This is a genomic window from Xanthomonas sp. DAR33341, assembly GCF_003992815.1.
Taxonomy (GTDB): domain Bacteria; phylum Pseudomonadota; class Gammaproteobacteria; order Xanthomonadales; family Xanthomonadaceae; genus Xanthomonas; species Xanthomonas cissicola.
Map to the genome: position 1 here is coordinate 1 of NZ_QEYV01000047.1, position 22,975 is coordinate 22,975.

24 protein-coding genes and 1 pseudogene are annotated in these 22,975 nt (G+C 63.7%); 4 read left to right on the top strand and 21 right to left on the bottom strand.

The features are described 5' to 3' along the window. Window positions 1-18 precede the first annotated feature (18 nt). Both EO156_RS22685 and EO156_RS22690 read left to right on the top strand, forming a co-directional pair. Window positions 19-264: a Com family DNA-binding transcriptional regulator gene (locus EO156_RS22685; RefSeq protein ID WP_053503138.1), complete on the top strand. Its 246-nt coding sequence runs from the start codon at window positions 19-21 to the stop codon at window positions 262-264. Continuing rightward, a complete protein-coding gene (locus EO156_RS22690; RefSeq protein ID WP_029996358.1) occupies window positions 182-877 on the top strand; it encodes a site-specific DNA-methyltransferase in 696 nt (231 codons plus the stop codon). The genes EO156_RS22685 and EO156_RS22690 overlap by 83 nt, the downstream gene beginning before the upstream one ends. A gap of 31 nt (window positions 878-908) precedes the next feature. Here the strand turns inward: EO156_RS22690 and EO156_RS22695 are convergent, their stop codons facing one another. The 4 genes from EO156_RS22695 to EO156_RS22710 all read right to left on the bottom strand — a co-directional run bounded on the left by EO156_RS22695 (window position 909) and on the right by EO156_RS22710 (window position 5,106). Then, window positions 909-1,376: a PIN domain-containing protein gene (locus tag EO156_RS22695; RefSeq protein ID WP_016851201.1), complete on the bottom strand. Its 468-nt coding sequence runs from the start codon at window positions 1,374-1,376 to the stop codon at window positions 909-911. Further along, window positions 1,376-2,554, bottom strand: a complete 1,179-nt coding sequence (locus tag EO156_RS22700) for an XRE family transcriptional regulator (RefSeq protein WP_041471195.1) — start codon at window positions 2,552-2,554, stop codon at window positions 1,376-1,378. The genes EO156_RS22695 and EO156_RS22700 overlap by 1 nt, the downstream gene beginning before the upstream one ends. A gap of 768 nt (window positions 2,555-3,322) precedes the next feature. Beyond that, window positions 3,323-4,546, bottom strand: coding sequence for a Y-family DNA polymerase (locus EO156_RS22705; protein WP_256359414.1), 1,224 nt, complete (start codon window positions 4,544-4,546; stop codon window positions 3,323-3,325). A 62-nt stretch (window positions 4,547-4,608) separates the two neighbouring features. Next, window positions 4,609-5,106, bottom strand: a complete 498-nt coding sequence (locus tag EO156_RS22710; RefSeq protein WP_230578027.1) for a S24 family peptidase — start codon at window positions 5,104-5,106, stop codon at window positions 4,609-4,611. A gap of 331 nt (window positions 5,107-5,437) precedes the next feature. On the opposite strand from EO156_RS22710, the gene EO156_RS22715 reads away from it, so the two are divergent. Beyond that, window positions 5,438-5,773 (top strand): hypothetical protein, encoded by a 336-nt coding sequence (locus EO156_RS22715; RefSeq protein WP_011038085.1) that lies wholly within the window; start codon window positions 5,438-5,440, stop codon window positions 5,771-5,773. A gap of 436 nt (window positions 5,774-6,209) precedes the next feature. Here EO156_RS22715 and queE read toward each other — a convergent pair whose 3' ends face one another. The 17 genes from queE to aspS all read right to left on the bottom strand — a co-directional run bounded on the left by queE (window position 6,210) and on the right by aspS (window position 21,861). Next, complete coding sequence (gene queE / locus EO156_RS22720) at window positions 6,210-6,893, bottom strand: 7-carboxy-7-deazaguanine synthase QueE (protein ID WP_016850466.1); 684 nt, start codon at window positions 6,891-6,893, stop codon at window positions 6,210-6,212. A 42-nt stretch (window positions 6,894-6,935) separates the two neighbouring features. Then, the gene (ybgF, locus tag EO156_RS22725; protein WP_011052060.1) at window positions 6,936-7,754 is read right to left on the bottom strand and encodes a tol-pal system protein YbgF; all 819 of its coding nucleotides are present in this window, start codon (window positions 7,752-7,754) and stop codon (window positions 6,936-6,938) included. A 6-nt stretch (window positions 7,755-7,760) separates the two neighbouring features. After that, entirely contained in the window at window positions 7,761-8,279 is a 519-nt protein-coding gene (pal, locus tag EO156_RS22730) for a peptidoglycan-associated lipoprotein Pal (protein ID WP_003482562.1), read from the bottom strand. Window positions 8,280-8,336: 57 nt separating this feature from the next. Beyond that, window positions 8,337-9,656, bottom strand: coding sequence for a Tol-Pal system beta propeller repeat protein TolB (tolB, locus tag EO156_RS22735; RefSeq protein ID WP_003482565.1), 1,320 nt, complete (start codon window positions 9,654-9,656; stop codon window positions 8,337-8,339). Between the two features lie 185 nt (window positions 9,657-9,841). Next, on the bottom strand, window positions 9,842-10,882 hold the full coding sequence (gene tolA, locus EO156_RS22740; protein ID WP_029829330.1) for a cell envelope integrity protein TolA: 1,041 nt from the start codon (window positions 10,880-10,882) through the stop codon (window positions 9,842-9,844). Continuing rightward, the gene (gene tolR, locus EO156_RS22745) at window positions 10,872-11,321 is read right to left on the bottom strand and encodes a protein TolR (protein ID WP_016849299.1); all 450 of its coding nucleotides are present in this window, start codon (window positions 11,319-11,321) and stop codon (window positions 10,872-10,874) included. The genes tolA and tolR overlap by 11 nt, the downstream gene beginning before the upstream one ends. Window positions 11,322-11,478: 157 nt before the next feature. After that, on the bottom strand, window positions 11,479-12,258 hold the full coding sequence (gene tolQ / locus EO156_RS22750; RefSeq protein ID WP_003482569.1) for a protein TolQ: 780 nt from the start codon (window positions 12,256-12,258) through the stop codon (window positions 11,479-11,481). Between the two features lie 11 nt (window positions 12,259-12,269). Continuing rightward, window positions 12,270-12,728 carry a tol-pal system-associated acyl-CoA thioesterase gene (gene ybgC, locus EO156_RS22755; protein WP_033483113.1) on the bottom strand — a complete coding sequence of 153 codons (459 nt, stop codon included), beginning with the start codon at window positions 12,726-12,728 and terminating at the stop codon, window positions 12,270-12,272. Window positions 12,729-12,780: 52 nt separating this feature from the next. After that, window positions 12,781-13,821: a Holliday junction branch migration DNA helicase RuvB gene (gene ruvB / locus EO156_RS22760; RefSeq protein ID WP_003482572.1), complete on the bottom strand. Its 1,041-nt coding sequence runs from the start codon at window positions 13,819-13,821 to the stop codon at window positions 12,781-12,783. A 39-nt stretch (window positions 13,822-13,860) separates the two neighbouring features. After that, entirely contained in the window at window positions 13,861-14,091 is a 231-nt protein-coding gene (locus tag EO156_RS22765) for a hypothetical protein (protein ID WP_016849298.1), read from the bottom strand. A 2-nt stretch (window positions 14,092-14,093) separates the two neighbouring features. After that, the gene (locus tag EO156_RS22770; RefSeq protein ID WP_005921446.1) at window positions 14,094-15,998 is read right to left on the bottom strand and encodes a potassium transporter Kup; all 1,905 of its coding nucleotides are present in this window, start codon (window positions 15,996-15,998) and stop codon (window positions 14,094-14,096) included. Between the two features lie 196 nt (window positions 15,999-16,194). After that, window positions 16,195-16,779, bottom strand: coding sequence for a Holliday junction branch migration protein RuvA (ruvA, locus tag EO156_RS22775; protein ID WP_003482577.1), 585 nt, complete (start codon window positions 16,777-16,779; stop codon window positions 16,195-16,197). Between the two features lie 118 nt (window positions 16,780-16,897). Continuing rightward, entirely contained in the window at window positions 16,898-17,422 is a 525-nt protein-coding gene (ruvC, locus tag EO156_RS22780; RefSeq protein ID WP_003482580.1) for a crossover junction endodeoxyribonuclease RuvC, read from the bottom strand. Window positions 17,423-17,551: 129 nt separating this feature from the next. After that, on the bottom strand, window positions 17,552-18,280 hold the full coding sequence (locus EO156_RS22785; protein ID WP_003482581.1) for a YebC/PmpR family DNA-binding transcriptional regulator: 729 nt from the start codon (window positions 18,278-18,280) through the stop codon (window positions 17,552-17,554). A gap of 89 nt (window positions 18,281-18,369) precedes the next feature. Further along, window positions 18,370-19,047, bottom strand: a complete 678-nt coding sequence (locus EO156_RS22790; RefSeq protein ID WP_029829331.1) for an alpha/beta hydrolase — start codon at window positions 19,045-19,047, stop codon at window positions 18,370-18,372. A 97-nt stretch (window positions 19,048-19,144) separates the two neighbouring features. Next, the gene (locus tag EO156_RS22795) at window positions 19,145-19,672 is read right to left on the bottom strand and encodes an N-acetyltransferase (RefSeq protein ID WP_005913643.1); all 528 of its coding nucleotides are present in this window, start codon (window positions 19,670-19,672) and stop codon (window positions 19,145-19,147) included. Between the two features lie 422 nt (window positions 19,673-20,094). Next, window positions 20,095-21,861 (bottom strand): aspartate--tRNA ligase, encoded by a 1,767-nt coding sequence (gene aspS / locus EO156_RS22800; RefSeq protein WP_016850983.1) that lies wholly within the window; start codon window positions 21,859-21,861, stop codon window positions 20,095-20,097. 158 nt (window positions 21,862-22,019) lie between these two features. Here aspS and EO156_RS22805 point away from each other — a divergent pair. Continuing rightward, window positions 22,020-22,640: pseudogene (locus EO156_RS22805) on the top strand (DUF3011 domain-containing protein); the annotation flags it as partial. Window positions 22,641-22,975: the final 335 nt, after the last annotated feature.

Below are 22,975 nucleotides of genomic sequence, written 5' to 3' on the forward strand. Positions count from 1 at the left end.
CCACCGCAAGACCACGCAATGCTCAAGAACCTCCGTTGTGGCGAATGCGCCCGCCTGCTGTGCAAGGCCGGCGCCTTCGACGAAATCCAGATCAAGTGCCCGCGCTGTGGCACGCTCAATCACCTGAAGGCCGAGAGCCTCACCTCCGATCGCCGCGAGCGAATCCAAGAAGGCTCTCACCATGAAAAACCAGCTCCTGCAGGGCGACGCCCTGACCATCCTGCCCACGCTCGAAGCGAATTCGTTCGACGCACTGATCACTGATCCGCCTTACGCGAGTGGCGGCCTGACCGCCGCTGCCCGGGCACGGCCGCCGTCGACCAAGTACTGCCGGGATGGAGGGCATGCCGACTTCGTTGGCGACGAACGCGATCAACGCTCGCACCTGAAATGGATGCACTTGTGGTTGTCCGAGTGTGCGCGCGTGCTCAAGGACGGCGCCCCGGTGTTGTTGTTCACCGACTGGCGGCAGCTGCCGCTGACCACTGACGCGCTGCAGATCGCCGGCTTCACCTGGCGCGGCATCACCGTCTGGGACAAGACCGAGGGTGTTCGGCCGCAGTTGGGACGCTTCCGGAATCAGGCCGAATACATCGTGTGGGGGAGCAAGGGCAACATGCCGCTGGATCGTCGTGCGCCCGTGCTACCGGGCGTCATCCGTGAGTCGGTGCGCAAGGCTGATAAGCATCATCTGACCGGCAAGCCCACCGAACTAATGCGGCAGCTGGTGCGGATCTGTGAAGCAGGTGGCCGGATCCTTGACCCGTTTGCTGGCAGCGGTACGACTCTGGTCGCTGCTGAGCTTGAAGGGTACGGATGGACTGGGGTCGAGTTGACCAGTCACTACTCAGATGTCGCACGGACCCGATTGGCTTAGAAAAATTTACCTACTGGGACGCGATGCCGTCCTAGTAGGTCATCTTCTGTTCGGCCATGAACTGCTCAAGGTCAATACATCGCACATTGAAGTGTTGGCAGATGTTGGGAACTTTTGCCGCCTGTGGCTTGTACACCTCGGTGGTGACTACAGCGAAGCCTCTTACTTGAGCGGCAGCAATCACAAATGGATCGGCGACTGGGGTTCCTTTCAGGCGTTGACGTTCGCCAATGATCGACTGAAAGTGCGGTATCGCCAGTATCTGCGCAACCAGCTGCATCTCTCCTGCACTAGGCATGCTGAAAAGTCCGGCATGCTGATCTATCCAGGCACTAACCACCGCATTCGGCTCGCCATTGTCTAGCTCACGCTTGACCTCCCGCGTGGATAGAAGGTAGCCACCGTGAACGAGGGCATCCATGTGTGCCCAGAAGCTATGGAAAACAGCGGGATAGTAATGCTTAAGACGGCTAAACGGCCCAGTGTCGAACACGTACATCAGTTGCGCTTCCTATGCAGGACCAATTCCTCCAGACCAGGCAATGTGCCAGGCTTTACTCCAAGGTAATCAGCAGCCTTTTCTGGCGAAATTTGGCCGCGTAGACGGCGGCCAAACACCTCTCTGAGCATCCCATCGCTCAAGTATGAGCCTTGATTTGCGTACCAACTCCCGCCGCCACTAGATTCTTTTTGACGTTGCTGATTCCATTCGTCAGCTTTTTCCTCATAGAACTGACGCGTAGCACGTCCTCTATCCAGAAAGCGACGTAGCACCACTTCCCGACTCACCCCAAAGCGTCGGGCGAGTCGAGAGAAATATATGTCAGGCGCATAATCCGCAATGATTGCGAGGTCAGTCGTGGCTGCATCAAATTCTGCACCCGGTATTAAAACCTCGGCCGCGATCGCGTTGCAAAAAATTTCGATGGCACGTTCGCGTTGAGGGAGCTCATTCGCATAGCTAATGTCGAACTTAGAAATTCCGTTGACATCGAATAGCACATGCGCGAACTCGTGCAACAGCGAGAAGATCTGTCGGGTCTTCGTGGTGCTGTTGTTGAGGTAAATAACAGGGAATTCGCTATCTCTTAGGCAAAATCCGGAGATAGTTTCCTGCTTAAAGCTTTCTTTGAAAACGAATGGGCCGACGCGTTCGACGGCTGCCCTCCATGAGCGTAGCGCCTCATCATCAGTTCCCCAGCCAGCCTGGACCTCTGAGGTGATGCCCAACATAAGGCGGATAGCGGCTGCTTTGCGTACGACGTCATCGCCAGTGCTGAGTTGAACAGCACGCCACGCCTTTATTGCAGCAGGGTTTACGCCTGCGTACAGCTCTTCGAGGCCTAGCTGATACGCGCGGGCTTTTCGAAGATGTAGGTAGGTATCGCGGGACAAATTTGCGAGCTCTTCCGCTGGGAGCGTACGGAACTCTTGACGAGGAGAAGCTTCAGCGGGCGGCGCCGGGAGAAAGAACACAGCTAGCGGCCGTTTATAGACCTCGTACGCGAGCCTTTCTAGCTGTGGGTAGGTAGGGGCCTCCGCCCCGGATTCCCATGCTGCAACTTCCCCCTCACCTTTCTTAAGGCGTGCTGCGACATCGGCTATCGACATGCCGATGCTTTCGCGTGCCCAACGCATCACTGAGGGTTGTACACCTACAACTTGTTCGCCCTTCATTGGCTCTTTCTCTCCATGAGGGAAGTATCGCCCGCAAGCGTCTCCCATTCCAGTCTAGCCGGCTGCGACGGCCGGGAGGAGGCATTCAGGCTGCTGCGCGCGCGCAATCGTCGCCCCGCCACGCCTGCGGTCTTCATAGGGTCATTTCGATGCACTGCTGCATGCCCCCGAAACGGGCGCCAGTCCTAGCGTCATGGGAGGTTCTGGTTCCTTGCTAGACCCTGCGGAATTCCGCGCCATCACGGGGCAGCAGCGCGCCCTTGCTCGCGTTCGCGCGAAAGCCACAGACCGCCAAATTTTCCATGTGACCACCGGGATCGGGTAATCGGTAATTCTTGCCTTTGAGGTGCTCCTAAGTCATTGACTTATATAACAAAGCTTGGATTACCTTCCAGGGTGATTTTTGGTAACTCGGCGAATCCTGATAGGTAATGTCATTGATCTATAAGGGTTTTTATGGGATTCAAGATTACCTGGCGGAAAGGTAATCAGATTACCCCCTCATCACCTTTTTATTACCTTTTGAAAAATCCTATAAACTATTGAAAATTATACATAATTTTGCTTCTGCAGAGTTTGATTACCTGGATTACCTTGTCCCGATGGGCACATCGAAAATGGCCATATAGGGCTGCTATTAGGCGCTTCATGGTTCAGCTCGTTAGTGCTCGCTCACCACTTCGGCCGAGTGTCGACGCCGCTCCATGGCTGAAAAGTGGCAAGAAGTCATCTGCAGGTCGTGTACTGCTACCCGTGAGGGCTGCCGGCTTAGCAGGAGGCGCGAGGGAGGTCAGCTAGCGATGTGGTGAAGCGGCCCGATAGCAGATCTTGCCGCGATGCCCATTCGGGGGACTTCTGCCAGCCGCTGGCACCCAGCACGGCCGTGCCGCGACCGAACCGCCGGTTGATGGCATCCAGGGTGCTCATCAGCTTGTCGTCGCCTACGCGTGCCAGGGTGAAGAGGTCGCCCTGCAGATCCTCGGGCGCGGCGAGATCCATTAGGCACACGCCGGCCTTCTTGTAGGTGAAGCCATCGCGCATGAAGCCCTGGAGCAGCCGGCGCACAACCGTGAGCACCACGCGGCTGTCGGATGTAGCCGAGGCAATTGGCGCGGTGCGTGATGGGTTGTGCTGCGGCACACCGGGCTTAAACGAATCCGTCTCGGCATAGATGCCAATGGCGCATGTGGTCAGCCCGCGTGCGCGCAGCTTCTCGGTGGCGCGCATAGCAAAAGTTGCCAGCGCCTCCGACATATTTTGCGGATCGTTCACCCAGGTCCCGAACGACCGGCTGACCATGATCTGCTGACGGTCGGGCTCGACTTCCTCCAGCTCCAGGCAGGCATGGCCCTGCAACTCCCGTTGCGTGCGCGCCATGACCACACCGAACTCCGCTAGCAAGTCGTCTGCAGCGGCGTCTCGCAGATCGGCTGCCGTAAAGACGCCGCGTGCCTGCAGCCTCGCGCCCCAGCGCCTGCCAACGCCCCAGAGGTCGCCAATCGCCGTGGCTCGCAGCACCGCATCGAGCTCACTGGCGCTGAGCGCAGCCAGGTCACAGACGCCGGCCAGACTAGCTGGGTAGCTGCCCGGCTTACGCGCTGCATCCTTGGCGACCCGGTTGGCCAGCTTGGCCAAGGTCTTGGTCGGCGCGATGCCAATGCAGTTGGGGATGCCTGTCCATTGGTGAACTCGCTCGCGCAGGTCGACCGCCAGCTGCCGGCGATCGCGGATGCCGGCCAGGTCGAGGAACGACTCGTCGATCGAATACACCTCCACGCGTGGCGCGGCCTGACGCAGGATGACGCCAATGCGAGAAGCGATGTCGCCGTAGAGACCGAAATTTGCGGAGCGCAGCGCTAGCCGGCGACGGATCTGCGGTGGCACCTTGTGGATCGGCTGGCCCATCGTGACACCTAGGGCTTTGGCCTCGTCCGATCGAGCAATAGCGCAGCCATCATTGTTGCTGAGCACGACCAACGGCCTGCCACGCAGCTCGGGCTAGAACACGCGCTCGCAGCTAGCGTAGAAGTTATTGCCGTCGATCAGCGCGAACATCAGCGGCCGGCGCGGGAATGCGCGCGGGTGACTTGGCGGACTACGCCCACGACGGCGAAGACCTCAACCTCTGTGCCTGGCGCCAGCACGATGGGCGCGCAATGTGGGCTTCGGCTATGGAGCTCGATGTGGTCGACGGCGACCTGAAGAATCTTGCAGACCGGCTGATTGCCATCCCAGATGGCCAGCACCATGTCGCCCTGGATCGGACGCACCGAGCGGTCCACAACCAGGATGTCCCCATCGCAGACGCCGGCCAAGATCATGCTCCAACCCTCTGCCCTGTATAGAAAAGTGGCTGGCGGGTTGCGTATCAGTACCCGGTTCAAATCGAGCTCGTCGTCTTGGAAATCCTCGGCGGGTGAAGGGAAGCCGAGCTGGATCCGGAGCGCGCTGACGGGCAGGCAGAGCGGGACCGGATCGAGACAGGCCGGTCCCAGCAGGCGGGCGTAGGTGTGCGGGGAGGTAGGACCAACATGGCGCAACTCTCGAGGCACAAAGTCTCATAGATAGAGACGGCCAGGCACGTTAGCAAAATTACTAAAAATCGACCCAGAAAATTGCTGACGCCATTCAGCCGTACGCCGTCAAGCGATGGATGGCCTTAGCCGAAAGCATGGCTTACACCGTCACCAGAGAATGCTCACTCTTTGACAAGCACTTGCCTGAGTTCGCTAACAAGCGATTCTAGGCAATCTACCCATGCCGGACGCGGGACCCTTGGTCGCTCACCCCGCGAGATGCTTGAGCAGCGTCTTTCCGGCACTTGCAGCTAGAACTCACGCCGTACAGCTCCCGCAGTTAAGATGAAAAAAACGGGAGTTGTAAATGAAACTGATCGCGTACATGGCTCTGGTGTCGCTGCTATGCGGATGCGCCTCTTATTCAGAACGGCAAGCACAGGCGCCGTGGTTCACGCTCGAAAGCGATCGGTCGCCAAAGGAGGTAGAACGCTGTTTGGCGCCGAAGCTCCGGGACATAGCGCCCAGAGTGACGGGCGGGCCAGATGGCGAGGCGCAGGTTTATTCGTTTGTTGCTGATCCCGCAGTACTTGGAACAGTGACCATCATTCCCGACTCCGATGGTTCCAGAGTCGAGATCCGTAGCGTTGTGCAGGGAGGCGTCTTCAAGAAGGCCGCGGCGGCGGCGGAAAGCTGTCGCTGAGAAGGCTGAAATGCATCTATGCAAGCGCCCCTTTCCGCAAGCCTGAGTGGCGGAAAAATTAAGTGCTTAGCAACGTAGCTCCAACGGTTTCACGGATAGCCCCCGGAAAAATTAGCCGGTGCAAATCATTGATCCGAAAGCTAACTTTCTCTGCCTTTTAATCTTTTGGTCGATGGTTCGAATCCATCACGGCCCACCATCTCCAGCAAGGCTTTCAGCGAACCTCATCGCTCCGCAAGAAGGCATCTACTCCGAAATTCCGCAGTATTCGGTCGCCCTGCAAACGCGCAGGCACCGATGCGCCGCGACGTCATCGCGTAGCGCCTATCGGGTCTTTGCCACTGGTGGGATTGCCCGCCGCCTTAGCAGACCAAGACACCGTCCAGATCTTTTTGTCGGCGCAAGGCAGTCGCACGATGCGCTACGTGCCTGACCCTCAACGCCCAGGCTCGTCGTTCCACAGCAGCTTGTGCAGCTGCATCTGGAAACGCACCGGCAAGCGGTCGGCTACGATCCAGTCGGCCAGCTGGCGCGGGCTCACCTCGCTTTTGCTGGGCGAAAACCACACCGTGCAGCGGCGATCCAGCGCATGCGCGGCCACGATCTCGCGCGACCATTCGTAGTCGGCGCGGCTGCAGATCACGAACTTGATCTGGTCGCGCGCGGTCAGCAGCGGGAGGTTTTCCCAGCGATTGCGTGCCTCCTCGCCGGATGCGGGCGTCTTGATGTCGACCACGCGCGAGACGCGCGAATCGACGGCAGACACGTCCAGCGCACCGGAGGTCTCCAGCGAGACGTCGTAACCGGCATCGCAGAGTTTCTCCAGCAGGACCAGACAACGCTTCTGCGCCAACGGCTCGCCGCCGGTCACGCAGACATGGCGCACGCCGTGGCTGGCAACTTCGGCAACGATCGCGTCGATGTCATGCCACTGCCCGCCATGGAAGGCATAGGCGGTGTCGCAATACAGGCAGCGCAACGGGCAGCCGGTCAGCCGCACGAACACGGTCGGCCAGCCGGCCGCTTCGGCTTCGCCTTGCAGGGACAAAAAGATTTCGGTGATCTTCAATCGCGGCAATGGCGATTGGACGATCTCGCTGGGGACGGCGGCGGCGTTCATGGGCAAAGTATGCGCCGTGCCCACAGGCACAGACGCGCAGGCTCAGCGCAGTTGCTGGCCGAGACGGATGGACTGCAGGCGCTCCTGCGCAACGCGTGCCGCGTCGGAGCCAGGGTACTGCGAAGCGACCTGCTGCAAGGTCTGCTGGGCCTCGTTGTTCTTGCCTTCGCCATACTGCGACAGGCCGAGCTTCAACAAGCCGCCGGCGGCCTTGTCATGCGTGGGATAACGGCTGACGAGATCGCGGAACTGCGCCTCGGCAAGCTGGAAATTACGGGTGGCGTAATAACTCTCGCCCAGCCAGTACAAGGCATTGGGGGTATAGACGCCGTTGGGATAGAGCTCCAGAAAGCTCAGGAACAGCTGCGACGCATCGTCGTATTTGCCGTTCTTCAACGCATCGAACGCTACGTTGTACGCAGTACGTTCGTCGTTGCTGACGGCCAGAGTGCCTGGGTCGCCGTGGACGGTGGGCGGCTTCTCGGAAGTTGCCGCCGCTGCGGGCCGCGCGGCGGGTGCCGGGGCCGGGGTCACGTTGCCGGTCGCTGGGGGCAATGGCGGAGTTGCGCCACCTGCGCCTTCCAACCGGTTCAAGCGTCCATCCAGGTCCAGATACTGGTCCTTGGACTGCTGCTTGAGTTGCTCATTGTCGTGCTGCAGCTGTTCGACGGTCGACCGCAACGCCTGCAGGTCCGAACGCGCCTGCTGCAGCTGATTGAGGAGATCGTTATTGGCCTGACTATTGGCCTGCTGCTGCTCGAGCACGGCCACACGATCAGCGAGACTGGCTCGCTGGGCGTATGCCGGCGCGGCGACCACAAGGGCCGCCGCGACGAACAGGGATGTCACTCGAAAGCGCATCGCTTCTTACTGAGCCGTGTACACGATTTCGACGCGGCGGTTCTGCGACCAGCAGGACTCGTTCGACTCGGTGCAGACCGGACGCTCTTCGCCGTAGCTGACGACGGTCAGCTGGCTGGCCGAGCCGCCGGCAGCCTGCAGCGAGGACGACACGGCATTGCCGCGACGCTCGCCCAGACCCATGTTGTATTCACGCGAACCGCGCTCGTCAGCATTGCCCTGCAGGGTGATGCGCGAGGAAGGACGGTCACGCAGGTACTTGGCGTGGCAAGCCATGATGGCCTGGAATTCCGGCTTCAGGGAGTCCTGATCCAGATCGAAGTAAACAACGCGCTGACGCAGGCAGGCATCGGTATCCAGGTCGCCCGGACCATACAGGCCAGAGGTGGACGGGCCGGTGGGAACCGAGGAACCAGCGGTGGTATCGGTCGCAGGAGGCGGAGTTTCCTTCACCTTCTTCGAGCAACCAGCCAGCACAGCAACGGACAGCAGGGAGACAAGCAAGACGCGGGTGGACTTGTTCATGGGGTACCTATGGAGGCTCTGGGCCAATGAGTGGTTTAACGCAGCGAAATATTAACATTAATGCGCGGTTCGGTAAGGCCCCCATGCGGGTTCTCTCACATCGCCGTCGGCCAGCACCAGGCGCTGGCGGACCCGAGCGTCGGAAGAGACCGCGTACAGCACGCCACGGCCACCTTCGCGTGCGGCGTACAACACCATGCTGGCGTTAGGCGCAAAGCTCGGCGATTCGTCCAGAGAACCCGGCGACAGGGTGCTCCAGCTCGGCGAACCTAAGCTGCGGTCCATCATCGCGATGCGGTAGGTATTGCCGCTGCCCTGTGCCACGGCAATCTTCTTGCCGTCGAACGACACGCTGGCGGTGGCGTTGTAGTTACCCTGGAAGGTCACGCGGTTGGCGCTGCCGCCGCTGGCTGCCACCTGATAGATCTGCGGACGACCGCCGCGATCGGAGGTGAAGTAGATGCTGCCGCCATCCGGCGCCCAGGTCGGCTCGGTGTCGATGCCGAAGTGGTTGGTGAGCTGGGTCAGCTGCTTGCTTCCCAGGTCCATCACATAAATTTCCGGGTTGCCGCTACGCGACAACGCCAGCGCCAGGCGACGTCCGTCCGGCGAAAACGACGGCGCGCCGTTGATGCCGCGGAAGCTGGAGACCAGTTCGCGTGCGCCGGTGGCGATGTCCTGCAGATAGATCGACGAGTTGCCGCGCTCGAAGCTCACGTAGGCCAGCTTCTTGCCGTCCGGGCTCCAGTTCGGCGACAGCAGCGGCTCGGCCGAACGCACGATGGTCTGCGGGTTGTAGCCGTCCGAGTCGGCCACCATCAGCGCATAGCGCATGGCGCCGCCCTTGCCGCTGGCGGTCACGTAGGCAATGCGGGTCCAGAAGGCGCCGCGTACGCCAGTGATCTTTTCGTAGATGGCATCGGCCATCTGGTGCGAAACATCGCGCATTGCGTTGGCACGCGCCGTCATCGCCAGGCCAAGCATGCGCTCGCCCTTGGCCACGTCGAACAATTCGTATTCGACCCGGTATGCGCCTTCGCCGGCATCCATGACGCGGCCGACCACGATGTAGTTCTGCTTGAGGGTGCGCCAAGTCTGGAACTGCACCTCGGTGCCACGGGTCGGTTTTTCAACGATCTGCGCGGCCGGCAGCGTGCGGAACTGGCCGGAACGATCCAGGTCGGCGCCGACCACGGCGGACACGTCGGTCTGCGGCGCGGTGCCCGAGCCCTGATACGGCATCGGAATGACGGCGATCGGCGTGGCAGACGCGCTACCGCCGACGATATCGATGGTGAGACCTTGCTGCTGCGCGAGCGCGCTCAGCGGCAACAACAGGGCGGTCAAGGCAGCTAGCCAACGCAGCGGTTTTTTCATGGACGGCTCGGATCGGGCAGGAAAAGTGTGCAAGGGATAGCAATCAACGAGTGAACATACTCGCAATCGTGAATGAGGTGACGTGAAAACGGAGCGAGCGATCGTGTAGCGACATGCACAGCCCCATGGGCATCACCTGGGGGCATCAGGCTGCGGCGCCAGTGGCAGCCGCAGCCCGACGACGGTTACTGATCCTGCGCAGTGAACACAAAGGTCAGGTTGCGCTGAAACACCGATTCGAATCCGCGGTAAGGCAATGGCTGGGCGCTCAGTACGGCGGCTTCGATCGAGCGCTGGCCAGCCTCGTCGTAGGGGCAGCCCGGCGCCACCTTGGCCTCCATCACGCTGCCGCCCGGCAACTGGCGGATGTTGATGGTGCATTTCTGGCCTGGCGGCACCGACGGCGGACGCACCCATTGCGCCAACACTTTCTGTTGAATCGCCGCGGCGTACTTGGCCGACAGGTCGGTGCTGGTACCGCCCTGCCCTGCGGTCGGCTGCGCGCTGGTCGCGGCGGCCGCGGAGGCCTGCTGCGCACGTGCGGCGGCGACCTGGCGCAACTTCTGCTCGGCGAGCGCCATTTCCTTATCGGCTTGCGCGCGCTGACGACGGATGTCGGCGATCCTCTTCTGGCGTTCGGCTTCTTCCGCCGCCTGCTGTGCAGCCGCCTGCTTCTTCTTGGCGTCGGCTTCTTCCTGCTGCTTGGCGAGGCGCAATTTCTGCTCGGCCTCTTCCTGGCGTTTGCGCTCGGTCAGGTCGATCTGCTCCTGGCGCCGCTTGGCTTCCTGTTCCTGCTTGGCCTTTTCGGCGGAAATGGCCAGTGCATCCACGCGCTCCTGGTCGACCTTGTCGGGCTGGGCGACGCGCTCCTGTGCCTGCGCCTGCTGCGGCGTGGGCGCATCCTGCGGGCGCGGCTCGGGGATCGGCTGCGGCGGTGGCACGCTGTCTTCCGGCGCGGGTTCGGGCAACGGCGCGGGCGGGGGCGGCGTTTCGACCGGCGTGGCTTTCAGTGCCTGGCGCGCAACCCGCGCCTCGGCAGCTGACACGTCCAGCGAAGCTTCCATGCTGGGATCGCCTGCGGCCGGTTCCACCGAGCGTTCGGGCGACCACAGCCAGCCGGCGATAAACACCAGCGCGACCAGGACGTGCACGACCAATGCCAGGACGACCGGTCGAAACCAGCCGTCATCGCGCGCCGCTTGCGTGGGGAGTGCGTCAGCGTGCATCGCTGCCTGCGGTGCCGCCGGAGTCGGAAATCAGGCCCACTTTCTCGACCTTGGCCTGCTTGAGCACGTCGATGGCATCCATGATCTTCTGGTACGGCGCGGCGCGATCGCCCGCCACCACCACACGTGCGTCCTTGTCCTGCGCCACGATGGCAGCCAGCTGCGCCTGCAGCGCGGCCACGTCCATCGCCTGCGGCTTGCCCTTGGGCAGTTGCAGGGCCAATCTGCCATCGGCAGCGACCACCACCACCACCGGGTCCTGCTTGCTCTCCAGCGCCTTGGCGCGCGAACTGGGAAGGCTGACGTCGGTGCTCAGGGTCAGCAACGGTGCGGTGACCATAAAGATGATCAGCAGCACGAGCATCACGTCGATATACGGCACGACGTTGATGTCGGATTTGAGCTTGCGCTTCTTACGACGGGAAATACCGGAGATCATCGCGAAACGTTCCTAATTAGTCCTCGGCGCCGGCTGCCAGTGCGCTTGCACGGTGCCCCGAAAAGGAACACCTGCTCGTGGCACTGTGGACCGACGCGACTGGCCCTGCCGGACACTTCCCGCGTCACGCCGTGCGGGGACATGCCGGTAGCGCGCATCACTCGTCCGCGCCGGCCTGGCGCTGCAGGATGGAGCTGAACTCGTCGGCGAAGGTCTCATAGCGCACCGACAGCCGTTCCACGCGGGTGGTAAAGCGGTTGTAGGCCCACACGGCCGGAATCGCCACGAACAGACCGATGGCGGTGGCGAACAACGCTTCGGAGATACCCGGCGCCACGGCCGCGATACCGGCCTGCTCGCCGCTGCTGACCATGTCGTGCATGGTCACCATGATGCCGAACACGGTACCGACCAGGCCGACGTACGGCGCAGTGGAGCCGATGTTGGCCAACAGTTCGAGATTGCGTTCGAGCTGATCGACTTCACGGGTGAACGCGGTGCGCATGGCGCGCTGTGCGCCTTCCAACTGCACGCGCGCATCCAGACGGCGGCGGTCGCGCAGACGCGAGAACTCGCGAAAGCCGCTTTCGAACATCGACTCCAGACCGCCGACGGTCCGGTTGCGGTCGGTTGCCGAGGCGTACAGCTTGGCCAGATCCGCACCGGACCAGAAGCGGTTTTCGAACTCGTCCGCCTCGCGGTTGGCCTGCTTGAACGCACGCGCCTTGCGGAAAATGATCACCCAGCTGATGAACGAGCCGATCAACAGCAGCAGCACGATGATCTTGACCGGGATACTGGCGCGCAGGATCAGGTCTACATAGTTGATGCTGCTGTTGTGCGCCACGCTGGCGGTCTGCGCCGCGGCAGCGGCGACGTCCTGCGGCAGTGCTTCCACTACCGTGTCCTGCAGGGCCAGGAGCAATGCAATCGACATCCGTTCGTTCCTCAGTAATCGGATTCTGGGGTTTCTAGAGCTTTCAACACGTCATACAGCGCATCGTCCATGCCACGCGGGCGGAAATCGCTGGTACCGAGCGCGGCAATGCGCACCTCGGCGGTCAGCAGCACTTCGCCTTTGCGACGGACCGATTGCGCGAACAGCAGGCTGGCCCGTCTGCATCGCAGCAACACCGCCGACACTGACAGCGCGTCGTCGAGCCGGGCCGGCTTGAGGAAATCCAGTTGCATCGAGCGAACCGCAAACACCAGGTCGTGCTCCTGGCGCATACGCTCCTGCCCGTAGCCGAGCGCGCGCATCCACTCCGTGCGCGCGCGTTCCATGAAGGCAACGTAGCGCGCGTGGTAGACCACCCCGCCGGCGTCGGTATCTTCCCAGTAGACGCGTGTCGGCCAACTGAATACCGGCAGGGATTGGGGATTGGGGAATGGGGATTCGATGGTCATGGGCAGGGAGTTCCGGTCGCGACGGCCCAGGTTGGCGACCAGCAGAGCGTCGTCAAAACAGGTCTCCCGGTTCGCCGATGCCCGGGGCGCGCTCGCGCGGCGGTTTCAGGCCCAGGTGCAGATAGGCCTTGGGCGTGACCATGCGGCCGCGCGCGGTGCGGATCAGAAAGCCCTGCTGGATCAGGTACGGCTCGATCACATCTTCCAGCGTGCCGCGCTCTTCCGACAGCGAGGCGGCCAGCGATTCCACGCCGACCGGGCCGCCGTCGAAGTGTTCGACGATGGTGCGCAACATGCGGCGGTCGAGCTCGTCAAAGCCTTCCGGGTCGACCTTGAGCATCTGCATGGCCGCCTGCGCCACCGGCAGATCGATATGCCCGGCCGCCTTGACCTGGGCGTAGTCGCGCACGCGACGCAGCAAGCGGTTGGCGATACGCGGGGTGCCGCGCGCACGGCGTGCGATTTCCGCCGCACCTTCGGCCGTGCAGTCGATGCCGAGAATCGCCGCCGAGCGGATCACGATGCGGGTCAGTTCCTGCGGGGAATAGAACTCCAGCCGCTGCACGATGCCGAAGCGGTCGCGCAGCGGTGCGGTCAGCAATCCGGCACGCGTGGTGGCACCGATCAGGGTGAACGGCGGCAGGTCGATCTTGATCGAACGCGCGGCCGGGCCGTCGCCGATCATTATGTCGATCTGGAAATCTTCCATTGCCGGATACAGCACTTCCTCCACCACCGGCGAGAGGCGATGGATTTCGTCGATGAACAACACATCGTGCGGCTGCAGGTTGGTCAACAACGCCGCGAGATCGCCGGCCTTTTCGATCACCGGGCCGGAGGTCACGCGCAGGCTCACGCCCAGCTCGTTGGCGATGACGTGACTGAGCGTGGTCTTGCCGAGCCCCGGCGGGCCGAAGATCAGCACATGATCCATCGCCTCGCCACGTGCCTTGGCCGCCTGGATGTAGATCTCCATCTGCTCGCGCACCGGTTGCTGGCCGAGATAATCGGCCAGGCGCTTGGGACGAATGCTCGCATCGGCGGCATCGTCTTCGCGGGTGGAGCTGCTGGCGATGATGCGCTGCTCAGTCATCCGGCCATCTTCTCATGCCGCGCGCGGATGGCCCAGCATCTAGACATCAAGCTCGGCCTGGCGCAGCACTGCGAAGAAGGCTTCGAAGCTCGCGGCGCGCCAGGTCGGCACCAGACCTTCCCAGCGATCGAAATAGACGACCTCCGGTTCGTGCTGCGGCCCGCGTGCGCGGTAGTCGGTGGCCGGCACGCGCCCGAGGGTGAGTGCGTCATCCCAGAAGGTATCCAGGCTCGGTGAGCGCGCGTAGACCATCCACTTGAGCGCGGCCACGCTCAGATCTCCACTTGCGCGCCCAACTCGACCAGGCGATTACCGGGGATGCGGAAGAATCCGGTGGCCGGGGCGGCATTGCGGTGCATCAGGGCGAACAGCTTGTCGCGCCAGATCGGCATGCCGCGGTTGGCGCTGGCCACGATGGTTTCGCGGCTGGCGAAATAGGTGGTGTCCATCGGATCGAAATAGATCCCGCCCTGATCGCAGGAGCGCATCAGCGCCAACGGCACGTCCGGGGTCTCCATGAAACCGAAGCGCACATGCACGCGGTAGAACTCGTCGCCGATCGCGTCGATCTTCAGCCGTTTCCCGGCGGCCGCGTACGGCACCTGCAGGGTTTCCACGGTCAGGAACACGTTGCGCTCGTGCAGCACCTTGTTGTGCTTGAGGTTATGCATCAGCGCGTGCGGCACCACCATCGGGTCGGCGGTCAGGAACACGGCCGTCCCGGGCACGCGCACCGGCGGCGCCAGCATCAACCCGGGCAGGAAGGTGTCCAGCTTGATACCGTCCTTGCGGATCTCGTCGTGCAGCAGCTTGCGGCCGCGGCGCCAGGTACGCATCAGGGTGAACAGGATCAGGCCCAGCAACAACGGGAACCAGGCGCCGTCCAGGAACTTGATGATGTTGGCGTAGAAGAACGCGCAGTCCACCGCCAGGAACACCAGCGCGAACAACCACAGCAGCGGCGCCGGCACGCGCGGATTGGCACGTGCGTAGATGATCATCAACACGGTGGTGATCAGCATGGTGCCGGTCACCGAGACGCCGTACGCGGTGGCCAACGAGGCCGAGTCGCCGAAACCGATCACCGCCACCGCCACCAGCGCCAGCAGGCACCAGTTCACCGCCGGCACGTAGATCTGGCCGATGGTGGAGTGCGAGGTATGGCGAATGTGCATGCGCGGGATGTAGCCGAGCTGCATGGCCTGGCTGGCCACCGAATAGGCGCCGGTGATCAGTGCCTGCGAGGCGATCACCGTGGCCGCGGTGGCCAGCACGATCATCGGGTACAGCGCCCACTCCGGCACCGCCTCGTAGAACGGGTTGCTGACCGCGGCTGGATTGCGCAGCACCAGCGCGCCCTGCCCCAGGTAGGTCAAGGTCAGCATCGGCAAGACCACGAACTGCCACGAGCGGCGGATCGCCTTGGCGCCGAAATGGCCCATGTCCGCGTACAGCGCTTCGCCGCCGGTCACCGCCAGCACCACCGCGCCGAGCACGAACACCGCATGCCAGTTGTGTTGCGCGAAGAAGCGCACGCCCCACCACGGATTCAGCGCATGCAGCACTTCCGGTGCGCGGGCCATGTTGTAGACGCCGATCGCGCCCAACGCGAAGAACCAGAGCAGGGTGATCGGCCCGAATGCCTTGCCGACGCGTTCGGTGCCGAAGCGCTGCGCCAGGAACAGCATGCTCAGCACCACCAACGTGATCGGCACCACGAACGGCTCCAGCTTGGGCGCGGCCACCTCCAGGCCCTCCACCGCCGACAGCACCGAAATCGCCGGGGTGATGACGCCGTCGCCAAAGAACAGCGAGGCACCGAAGATGCCAAGGATGCCGACCACATACATCGAGCGCGAACCGCCGGGCAACGTGCGTTGCGCCAGCGCAGTCAGCGCCATGATGCCGCCCTCGCCATCGTTGTCGGCACGCATGATCACGGTGACGTATTTGAGCGTGACCACCAGCATCAGCGCCCAGAACACCAGCGACAGGATGCCCAGCACGGTGTCGTGGTCCGGGGTCAGCCCGTAGTGCGGCGAAAACGCCTCTTTGAGCGTATACAGCGGGCTGGTACCGATATCGCCGAAGACGACGCCGATCGCGCCGATGACCAAGGCGGTCTGGCTATTGACGGGCGCGTGGCTGGAGCCGGCTGATTTGGGGGTGTGAGACATGAGGTGGGCAGTTTTCGCCAGACAGCGTGAAGAAGATAGGGAGACAGCACCTGTCGAAGGTGCCTGCACTGACGTCACAGGCACCCAAGGTACGGGCTGGCCGCGGGCAAGGATGCGCAGTGTACGGGCCGCCCCTGTCGATGCCGAGTGCCGGCCGCGCCCGCTTTGCGGGCCAGGCGATGGTTCGTGGCCGCGCTTAGCGCAGCGCGGCTTGCAGCGCCTTGCGAATGACCGTCGCGACCTCGTCGCCTTCTGCACCGGCGTCGCGCGCCATGCGGGCGGCCTCGGCCGGCTTGTAGCCCAGCTGTTGCAAGGCCACGGTGGCTTCGGAAACGGCGTCGGGCCCCAACTGGCCGGTAATCGGTGCGCCGCTGCTGAAATCGGCGGCGCGGTCGCGCAGTTCCACCACCATGCGCTCGGCGGTCTTCTTGCCGATGCCGGGAATGCGCGTCAGCGCGGTGATGTCGCCGCTGGTGATCAGGCGGGCGAACTCGTCCACACTGACCCCGGACAACACCGCCAGCGCGATCTTGGCGCCGATGCCGGTGACCTTCTGCACGTCGCGGAACAGCCGCCGCTCGCCTTCGCGCAGGAAGCCATACAGCGACACGCTGTCTTCCTTTTGCGCGTAATGGGTAAACAGGATCACGTCGCGACCGACATCGGGCAGGTCGTAGAAGGTGCTCATCGGCGCCTCCAGCTCATACCCCACCCCACCTACGTCGATCACCAGCCACGGCGGCTGCTTGTAGGCCAGGATCCCGCGCAGACGGCCGATCACTGGGCACCGCCTTGGCGGTGCCGGGAATGGGGAATCGGGAATGGCCAATCGCAACAGCGCGCGCTGTCGTGGACCCTGCGTTTGGGATTCCCGATTCCCGATTGCCGATTCCCGATTCTCATTTCTTGCGGCTCCAGGCCTGTTGGGTATTGACGCCCAGGCGCTGCGCGGTAGCGCGCACGTGGGCGTGAGTGATGGCGACCGCCAATGCGTCGGCAGCGTCGGGCTGCAGCTTGCCATTCAAGTTGAGCATGATGCCGACCATGTGCTGCACCTGCACCTTGTCGGCGCCGCCCTTGCCGACAAGCGCCAGTTTGATTTCTTTGGCCGCGTACTCGTGCACCGGCAGGTCGCGCATGACCACCGCGCAGATCGCCGCGCCGCGCGCGTGGCCGAGCTTGAGCGCCGAAGCGGCACTCTTGCCCATGAACACCTTTTCGATCGCGACTTCATCCGGCCGATAGATCTCGATCAACTCGCCCAAGCCCTGCAGCAGGCGCTTGAGCCGCTGGGAGAAATCCCCCTCGCCCAGCAGCATCAGCGGCGCGTGGTGCACATGCCGGCTGCGACCGCCCTCGTCGATGTCGATGATGCCGATACCGGTGCGCTGCGAACCCGGATCGATGCCCAGGATGCGGGTCATCGAGCGGCCGGGAATGGGAAGTTGGAAATCGGGAATGGGTAGAGCAGCCTACCGGCATGCTCGATGCTGCCGAGCGATGCAGGATGCGGCGATTTCGATTCCCGATTCTCCATTCCCGATTCCCGGCGCTTAGGCGCCAAGCGCCGCTTGATCGACGTTCGAATACACGTCCTGCACGTCGTCCAGGTCTTCGAGCATGTCCAGTAGCTTGCGGACCTGCACGGCGGTATCGCCGTCCACGGCGATGTCGTTGTCGGCGCGGAAGGTGATTTCGGCGTGCGCCGGTTCGAGCCCGGCGGCGACCAGGGCGTCCCTGACCTGGGCGAAGGCGTCCGGGGCGGTCAGCACATCGATGGCGCCGTCTTCCGGGTACACCACCACATCGTCGGCGCCGGCGTCGATGGCGGCATCGGTGAGGGTGTCTTCATCGATGCCGGCAGCGAAGCTCAGCACGCCCAGGCGCTTGAACATGAAGGCCACCGAGCCCTCGGTGCCCATGTTGCCGCCGCATTTGCTGAAGGCATGGCGCACGTCGGCCACAGTACGCACGCGATTGTCGGTCAGGCAGTCCACGATCACCGCCACGCCGCCAGGCGCGTAGCCCTCGTAGCGCACTTCTTCGTATTCCACCCCTTCCAGCTCGCCGGTGGACTTCTTGATGGCGCGCTCCATCACGTCCTTGGACATGTTCGACGACAGGCCCTTGTCCATGGCGGTCCGCAGACGCGGATTGTTGGACGGGTCGCCGCCGCCGGCGCGGGCGGCCACGCTGATCTCACGGATGATCTTGGTAAACATCTTGCCGCGTTTGGCGTCGGAGGCGTTCTTGCGGCCTTCGATCGAGGGACCTCTACCCATGGGTGGTTCCGGACTGGCTTCAATGACAGGGCGCGGATTTTACCTGATTGCCCGCCCTCACCGGGGCCACGCCATCCGCCGGCGCATGTTCACGCCTGGAAGCGGCCGGTGCGCAGAAAGGCCAGCGCCTGTGCGGCCGCCTCGGGCGAGCGCAACAGGCCGCTGTGGCTCGCCCGCACCACGCAATGGTCGCGCAGCCCGGGCAGGCGAGTCTCGGCCAGCGCCACGGTGCCGTCCGAGCCGCCGTCGAGCGGGGCGAGCCAGCGACCGATCCCACGCGCCACGTTGCCGGCCACCTGACCGATCTCGGCCTGGCCGTCCCAGCGCGCAAAACCCTGTTGCAAGATCGCAGCGCTGCGGCCCATTGCCCATCGCCCGCCACGCTGCGCCAATCCGCGCGCGGCGGCGCTGCCGCACAACGGCGAGCCCAGGCAGACCACGCGACGCACCGGCAGGTCGGGCGCATCCTGCAATGCCTGCAGGGTCATCAGCCCACCCAGGCTGTGACAGATCACCAACTGCACGCGGCTGGCGCGCAGGCGTTCGATCAGATGCGGCACCGCCTGCGCGGGGCCGCCGAGCACGCTGGCGTAACCGAACAGCGCAGGCGCCAGCCCGTTGGCACGCATCCGCCGCGCCAATGGCAGCAGCCAGTGCGCGGTGTTCCAGATGCCATGCACCAGCAGCACGTCGGCGGTCGCGGCGCTCGCCTCCTCGCGCGGACTGCGCCGCGGCGGCGCCGGGCTGATGGGTAATGCGCTGGACACTGAGATGGTTACCGGCAGAGGGCGTCAGCTGCGTGTACGGTGCGCGCTGGACGCCACGGCCAACGCGCAATGGCAACCGGCGGCAGCACTGGTGCGATTAGTCCGCTGCCAGCACCGGCCTGCGCCGCAGGATGTATTCGCGGTCGACGATCTTGCCAACCGGGAAATCGTATTCGCCCACCTTTTCGAAACCGTAGCGGGCGTAGAAGCGTTGCGCGCCGAAATTCTCCGACCACACGCCGATCCACAAGGTGCGTGGACCGTCGCGCTCCAACCATTGCAGTGCGGTTTCGAACAACCGGCTGCCCCAGCCGCTGTTCTGATAGTCCTTCAGCAGATACAACCGCTTCAGCTCCCCATCGCCGGGACGCACTTGGTCATGCGGCAGCCCGCAGGGACCGGCGGCGGCATGGCCGACCAGCAGGTTGTCCATCTCCAGCAGCCAGATCGCGTAATCCGGGTGCGCCAGCACGGTACGCGCCCGCTCCACGGCATAGGTCTCTTCCAGAAAACCGCGCAGGTCCTCTTCCGGATACAGGTGCCCGAAGGTTTCGGTAAAGGTCTGCGCGGCCAGAAGCGACAGCGCTTCGGCATCGTCCGGCGTGGCGCGGCGAATGCGGGTCATGCGGGCCCCTCTGGCAAGTCGACGCGGCAGCTTCTCGCATGCTGCGGCGTTGCTGCAAGTGGGGAATGGGGAATCGGGAATCGGGAATTGTCGAGCGCCCTGCGCGTCGGACACTAGATGCGTCTGCTCGGCTGGTGGTGTGAGCACCCCGAGGTCTTATTGCCATGTGCGCTTGAGTTGCACAAAAAAACGCTGCGTCGCCTGCTTGAGCCTGCGCGCAGTTCCTATGCAAGCACTGAGGTTTTAGGAAAGTCGCAGTGCAAGATTGGTGGGGAGCTACCTACGCACGCGAGCTGCGCGTGCAGCTGTTCGATACGCGCATTGAGTGCAGCGCGGATCGGTCGGCAAAGCCTCGCGCAAGCTGCTCGCTGCGCATGAACGCACGGCCACGCAATGGGCGTGGCCGTGCGTTCGATGGCCGGTCAGACCTGCTTCGGACGCACCTGCACGTGCACTTCGGCGAGCTGGTCGGCAGCGATCGGCGACGGGGCGTCGGTCATCAGATCCTGCGCGCCGGTGGTCTTGGGGAACGGGATGACGTCGCGAATCGACTCGGTACCGGCCATCAGCGCGGCGATGCGGTCGATACCGAAGGCGATGCCGCCGTGCGGCGGTGCGCCATAGTTCAAGGCATCCAGCAGGAAGCCGAACTTGGCGCGCGCCTCTTCGGCGCCGATGCCGAGCAGTTCGAACACGGCGCTCTGCATGTCCGGGCGATGGATACGGATCGAGCCGCCGCCGATTTCATTGCCATTGAGCACCATGTCGTAGCCGCGCGAGACCGCGGTGCGGGCGTTGGCGCGCAGGTCGGCAATATCGTCCACCGCCGGTGCGGTGAAGGGGTGATGCAAGGCGACGTAACGCTGCGCCTCTTCGTCCCATTCGAACATCGGAAAGTCGGTGACCCACAGCGGCGCCCAGCCGTCGGCGATCAGGTCGAATTCCTTGCCGGCCTTCAGGCGCAGCGCGCCCATGAAGTCGGACACCTTGGTGTAGCCGCCGGCACCGAAGAACACGATGTCGCCATTGCCGGCGCCTACATGCTTGAGCAGCGCGGCGAAGGATTCTTCGCTGAAGAACTTGGCGATCGGCGAACTGACCTCGCCGGTCTCCGACAGCTTGATGTAGGCCAGGCCCTTGGCACCGTATTTGGCGGCGTGCGCTGCGTATTCGTCGATCTGCTTGCGCGACAGGCTGGCGCCGCCGGGAATGCGCAGCGCGGCGACGCGGCCATCGGCATCGTTGGCGGCAGCGGTGAACACCGGGAATTGGCTGGCCTTGACCAGCTCGGCCACGTCGACCAGTTCCAGCGCGATGCGCAGGTCCGGCTTGTCCGATCCAAAGCGACGCATCGCCTCGGCCCAGGTCATGCGCGGGAACTGCGCAGCCAGGTCCACGTCCACCACTTCCTTGAAGATGGCGCGGATCATGTCTTCGACGAAATCCTGCACGTCGCGCTCGCGCACGAAGGCGAATTCCATGTCGAGCTGGGTGAATTCCAGCTGGCGGTCGGCGCGTAGCGCTTCATCGCGGAAGCAGCGCGCGATCTGGTAGTAGCGGTCGAAGCCGGCCACCATCAGGATCTGCTTGAACAGCTGCGGGCTCTGCGGCAGCGCGTAGAACTCGCCCGGATGCATGCGCGCCGGCACCAGGAAGTCGCGCGCGCCTTCCGGGGTGGCCTTGGTCAGGATCGGGGTTTCGATGTCCTGGAAGTCGCGCGCATCCAGATGCCGGCGCAGCGCCTGCACCAGCTTGATGCGGGTGCGCTGCATGCGCTGCATCTCCGGCCGGCGCAGATCCAGGTAGCGGTATTTCAGGCGCGTCTCTTCACCCGGATTTTCGTGCGCGTGGAACGGCAGCGGCGCGGCCTTGTTGAGGATGCTGATGCGCGTGGCGATCACTTCCACCTTGCCGCTGCGCAGCTTGTCGTTGACCGCATGACGCGCGCGCACCACACCCTCCACTTGCAACACGTCCTCGTAGCCCAGGCTGGCGGCCACCTTGAACAGCTCTGCGCTGGCGTCGTCGCCGGCCACCGGTTCCACCGTCACCTGCACGATGCCTTCGTGGTCGCGCAGGTCGATGAAGCACACCCCGCCCAGGTTGCGGGCCACGTCGGTCCAGCCGGCGAGAGTGACGGTTTGGCCGATCAAGGTCTGGTCGACCAGGCCGCAGAAGTGGGTACGCATCGAAAGCTCCGCTGAAAACCCGGCGCAGGACAGCGCCGGAAAGCCGGATATTCTGGGGCCGGCGGGCGACAGGAGCAAATGCGCGGGCGCTCATGGGCGCTTAAGTCAGCGCCCGGCTGAATAGGCGCCACGCCCCCTCCTGCACCAAGGACGACACGATGCTGCGCACTGCCCTGCTGCTCTCCTGCTTCGGCCTGATCACCTTGACCGGCGCCTTTGCCAGCCTCACTGCCAGCGCCCAGGAGCGCGGCTGGAACGGCCCCAGCATCACCTGTTCCAGCAACGACAACCGCCGTCGCGAGTGCGATACGCCGTTCCGCGGCCGCGCGGTGCTGGTGGAAAACATCTCTGGCACGCGCTGCATCGAAGGCCGCAACTGGGGCAGCGAGCGCGGCCGGATCTGGGTGGACAACGGCTGTCGCGGCCGTTTCGTCGAAGCCCGCAACGGTGGCGGCTGGGGCGGCGGCAGCGGCCGCGGCGACTTTGGCGGAGTCGCGGGAACGGTGCGCTGCGAGAGCAACGACCAGCGCCAGAAAATCTGCGATACCGGCTGGCGCCGCGCCATGTTGGTGCGCCAACTCTCCAACACGCCCTGCGTGGAAGGCCGCAACTGGCGCCAGGAAGGCGGCCGGATCTGGGTGGACGACGGCTGCCGGGGCGAATTCGCGCAGGCCCGCGGTGGCGGTGGCTGGGACGGCGGTTATGGCGGCCGCGATGACCGCCCCGGCAACGGCTACGCCATCACCTGCGCCAGCGACGACCGGCGCCTGCGTACCTGCGGACGATCGCATCAAGGGGTGGCGGCTGCTGTTGAATCGCGCGACCGGCAGGCCAGTCCGCCGACCGCCGCCGCGGCGCTAAAAACAAACCCCCCTTTCGGGGGGTTTCGCGGAAGCCCTTAGGGATTGCTCCCATCAACCGGCGGTAGGCCTGGAACCAGTGGCGGCATCTGAACACCTAGAGGTGACTACTAGGCTCCGTATATATCCAGATGTGAATACTCTAAAGGGTGCGCCCGGGCTATGCAACATCTGGACGACGTTCGGTTCATGTGCGGAAGCCCCCCCCCCCCCTGTCATTTGGGGACGAAAACATCGCTGTTGGTCAGCATGTG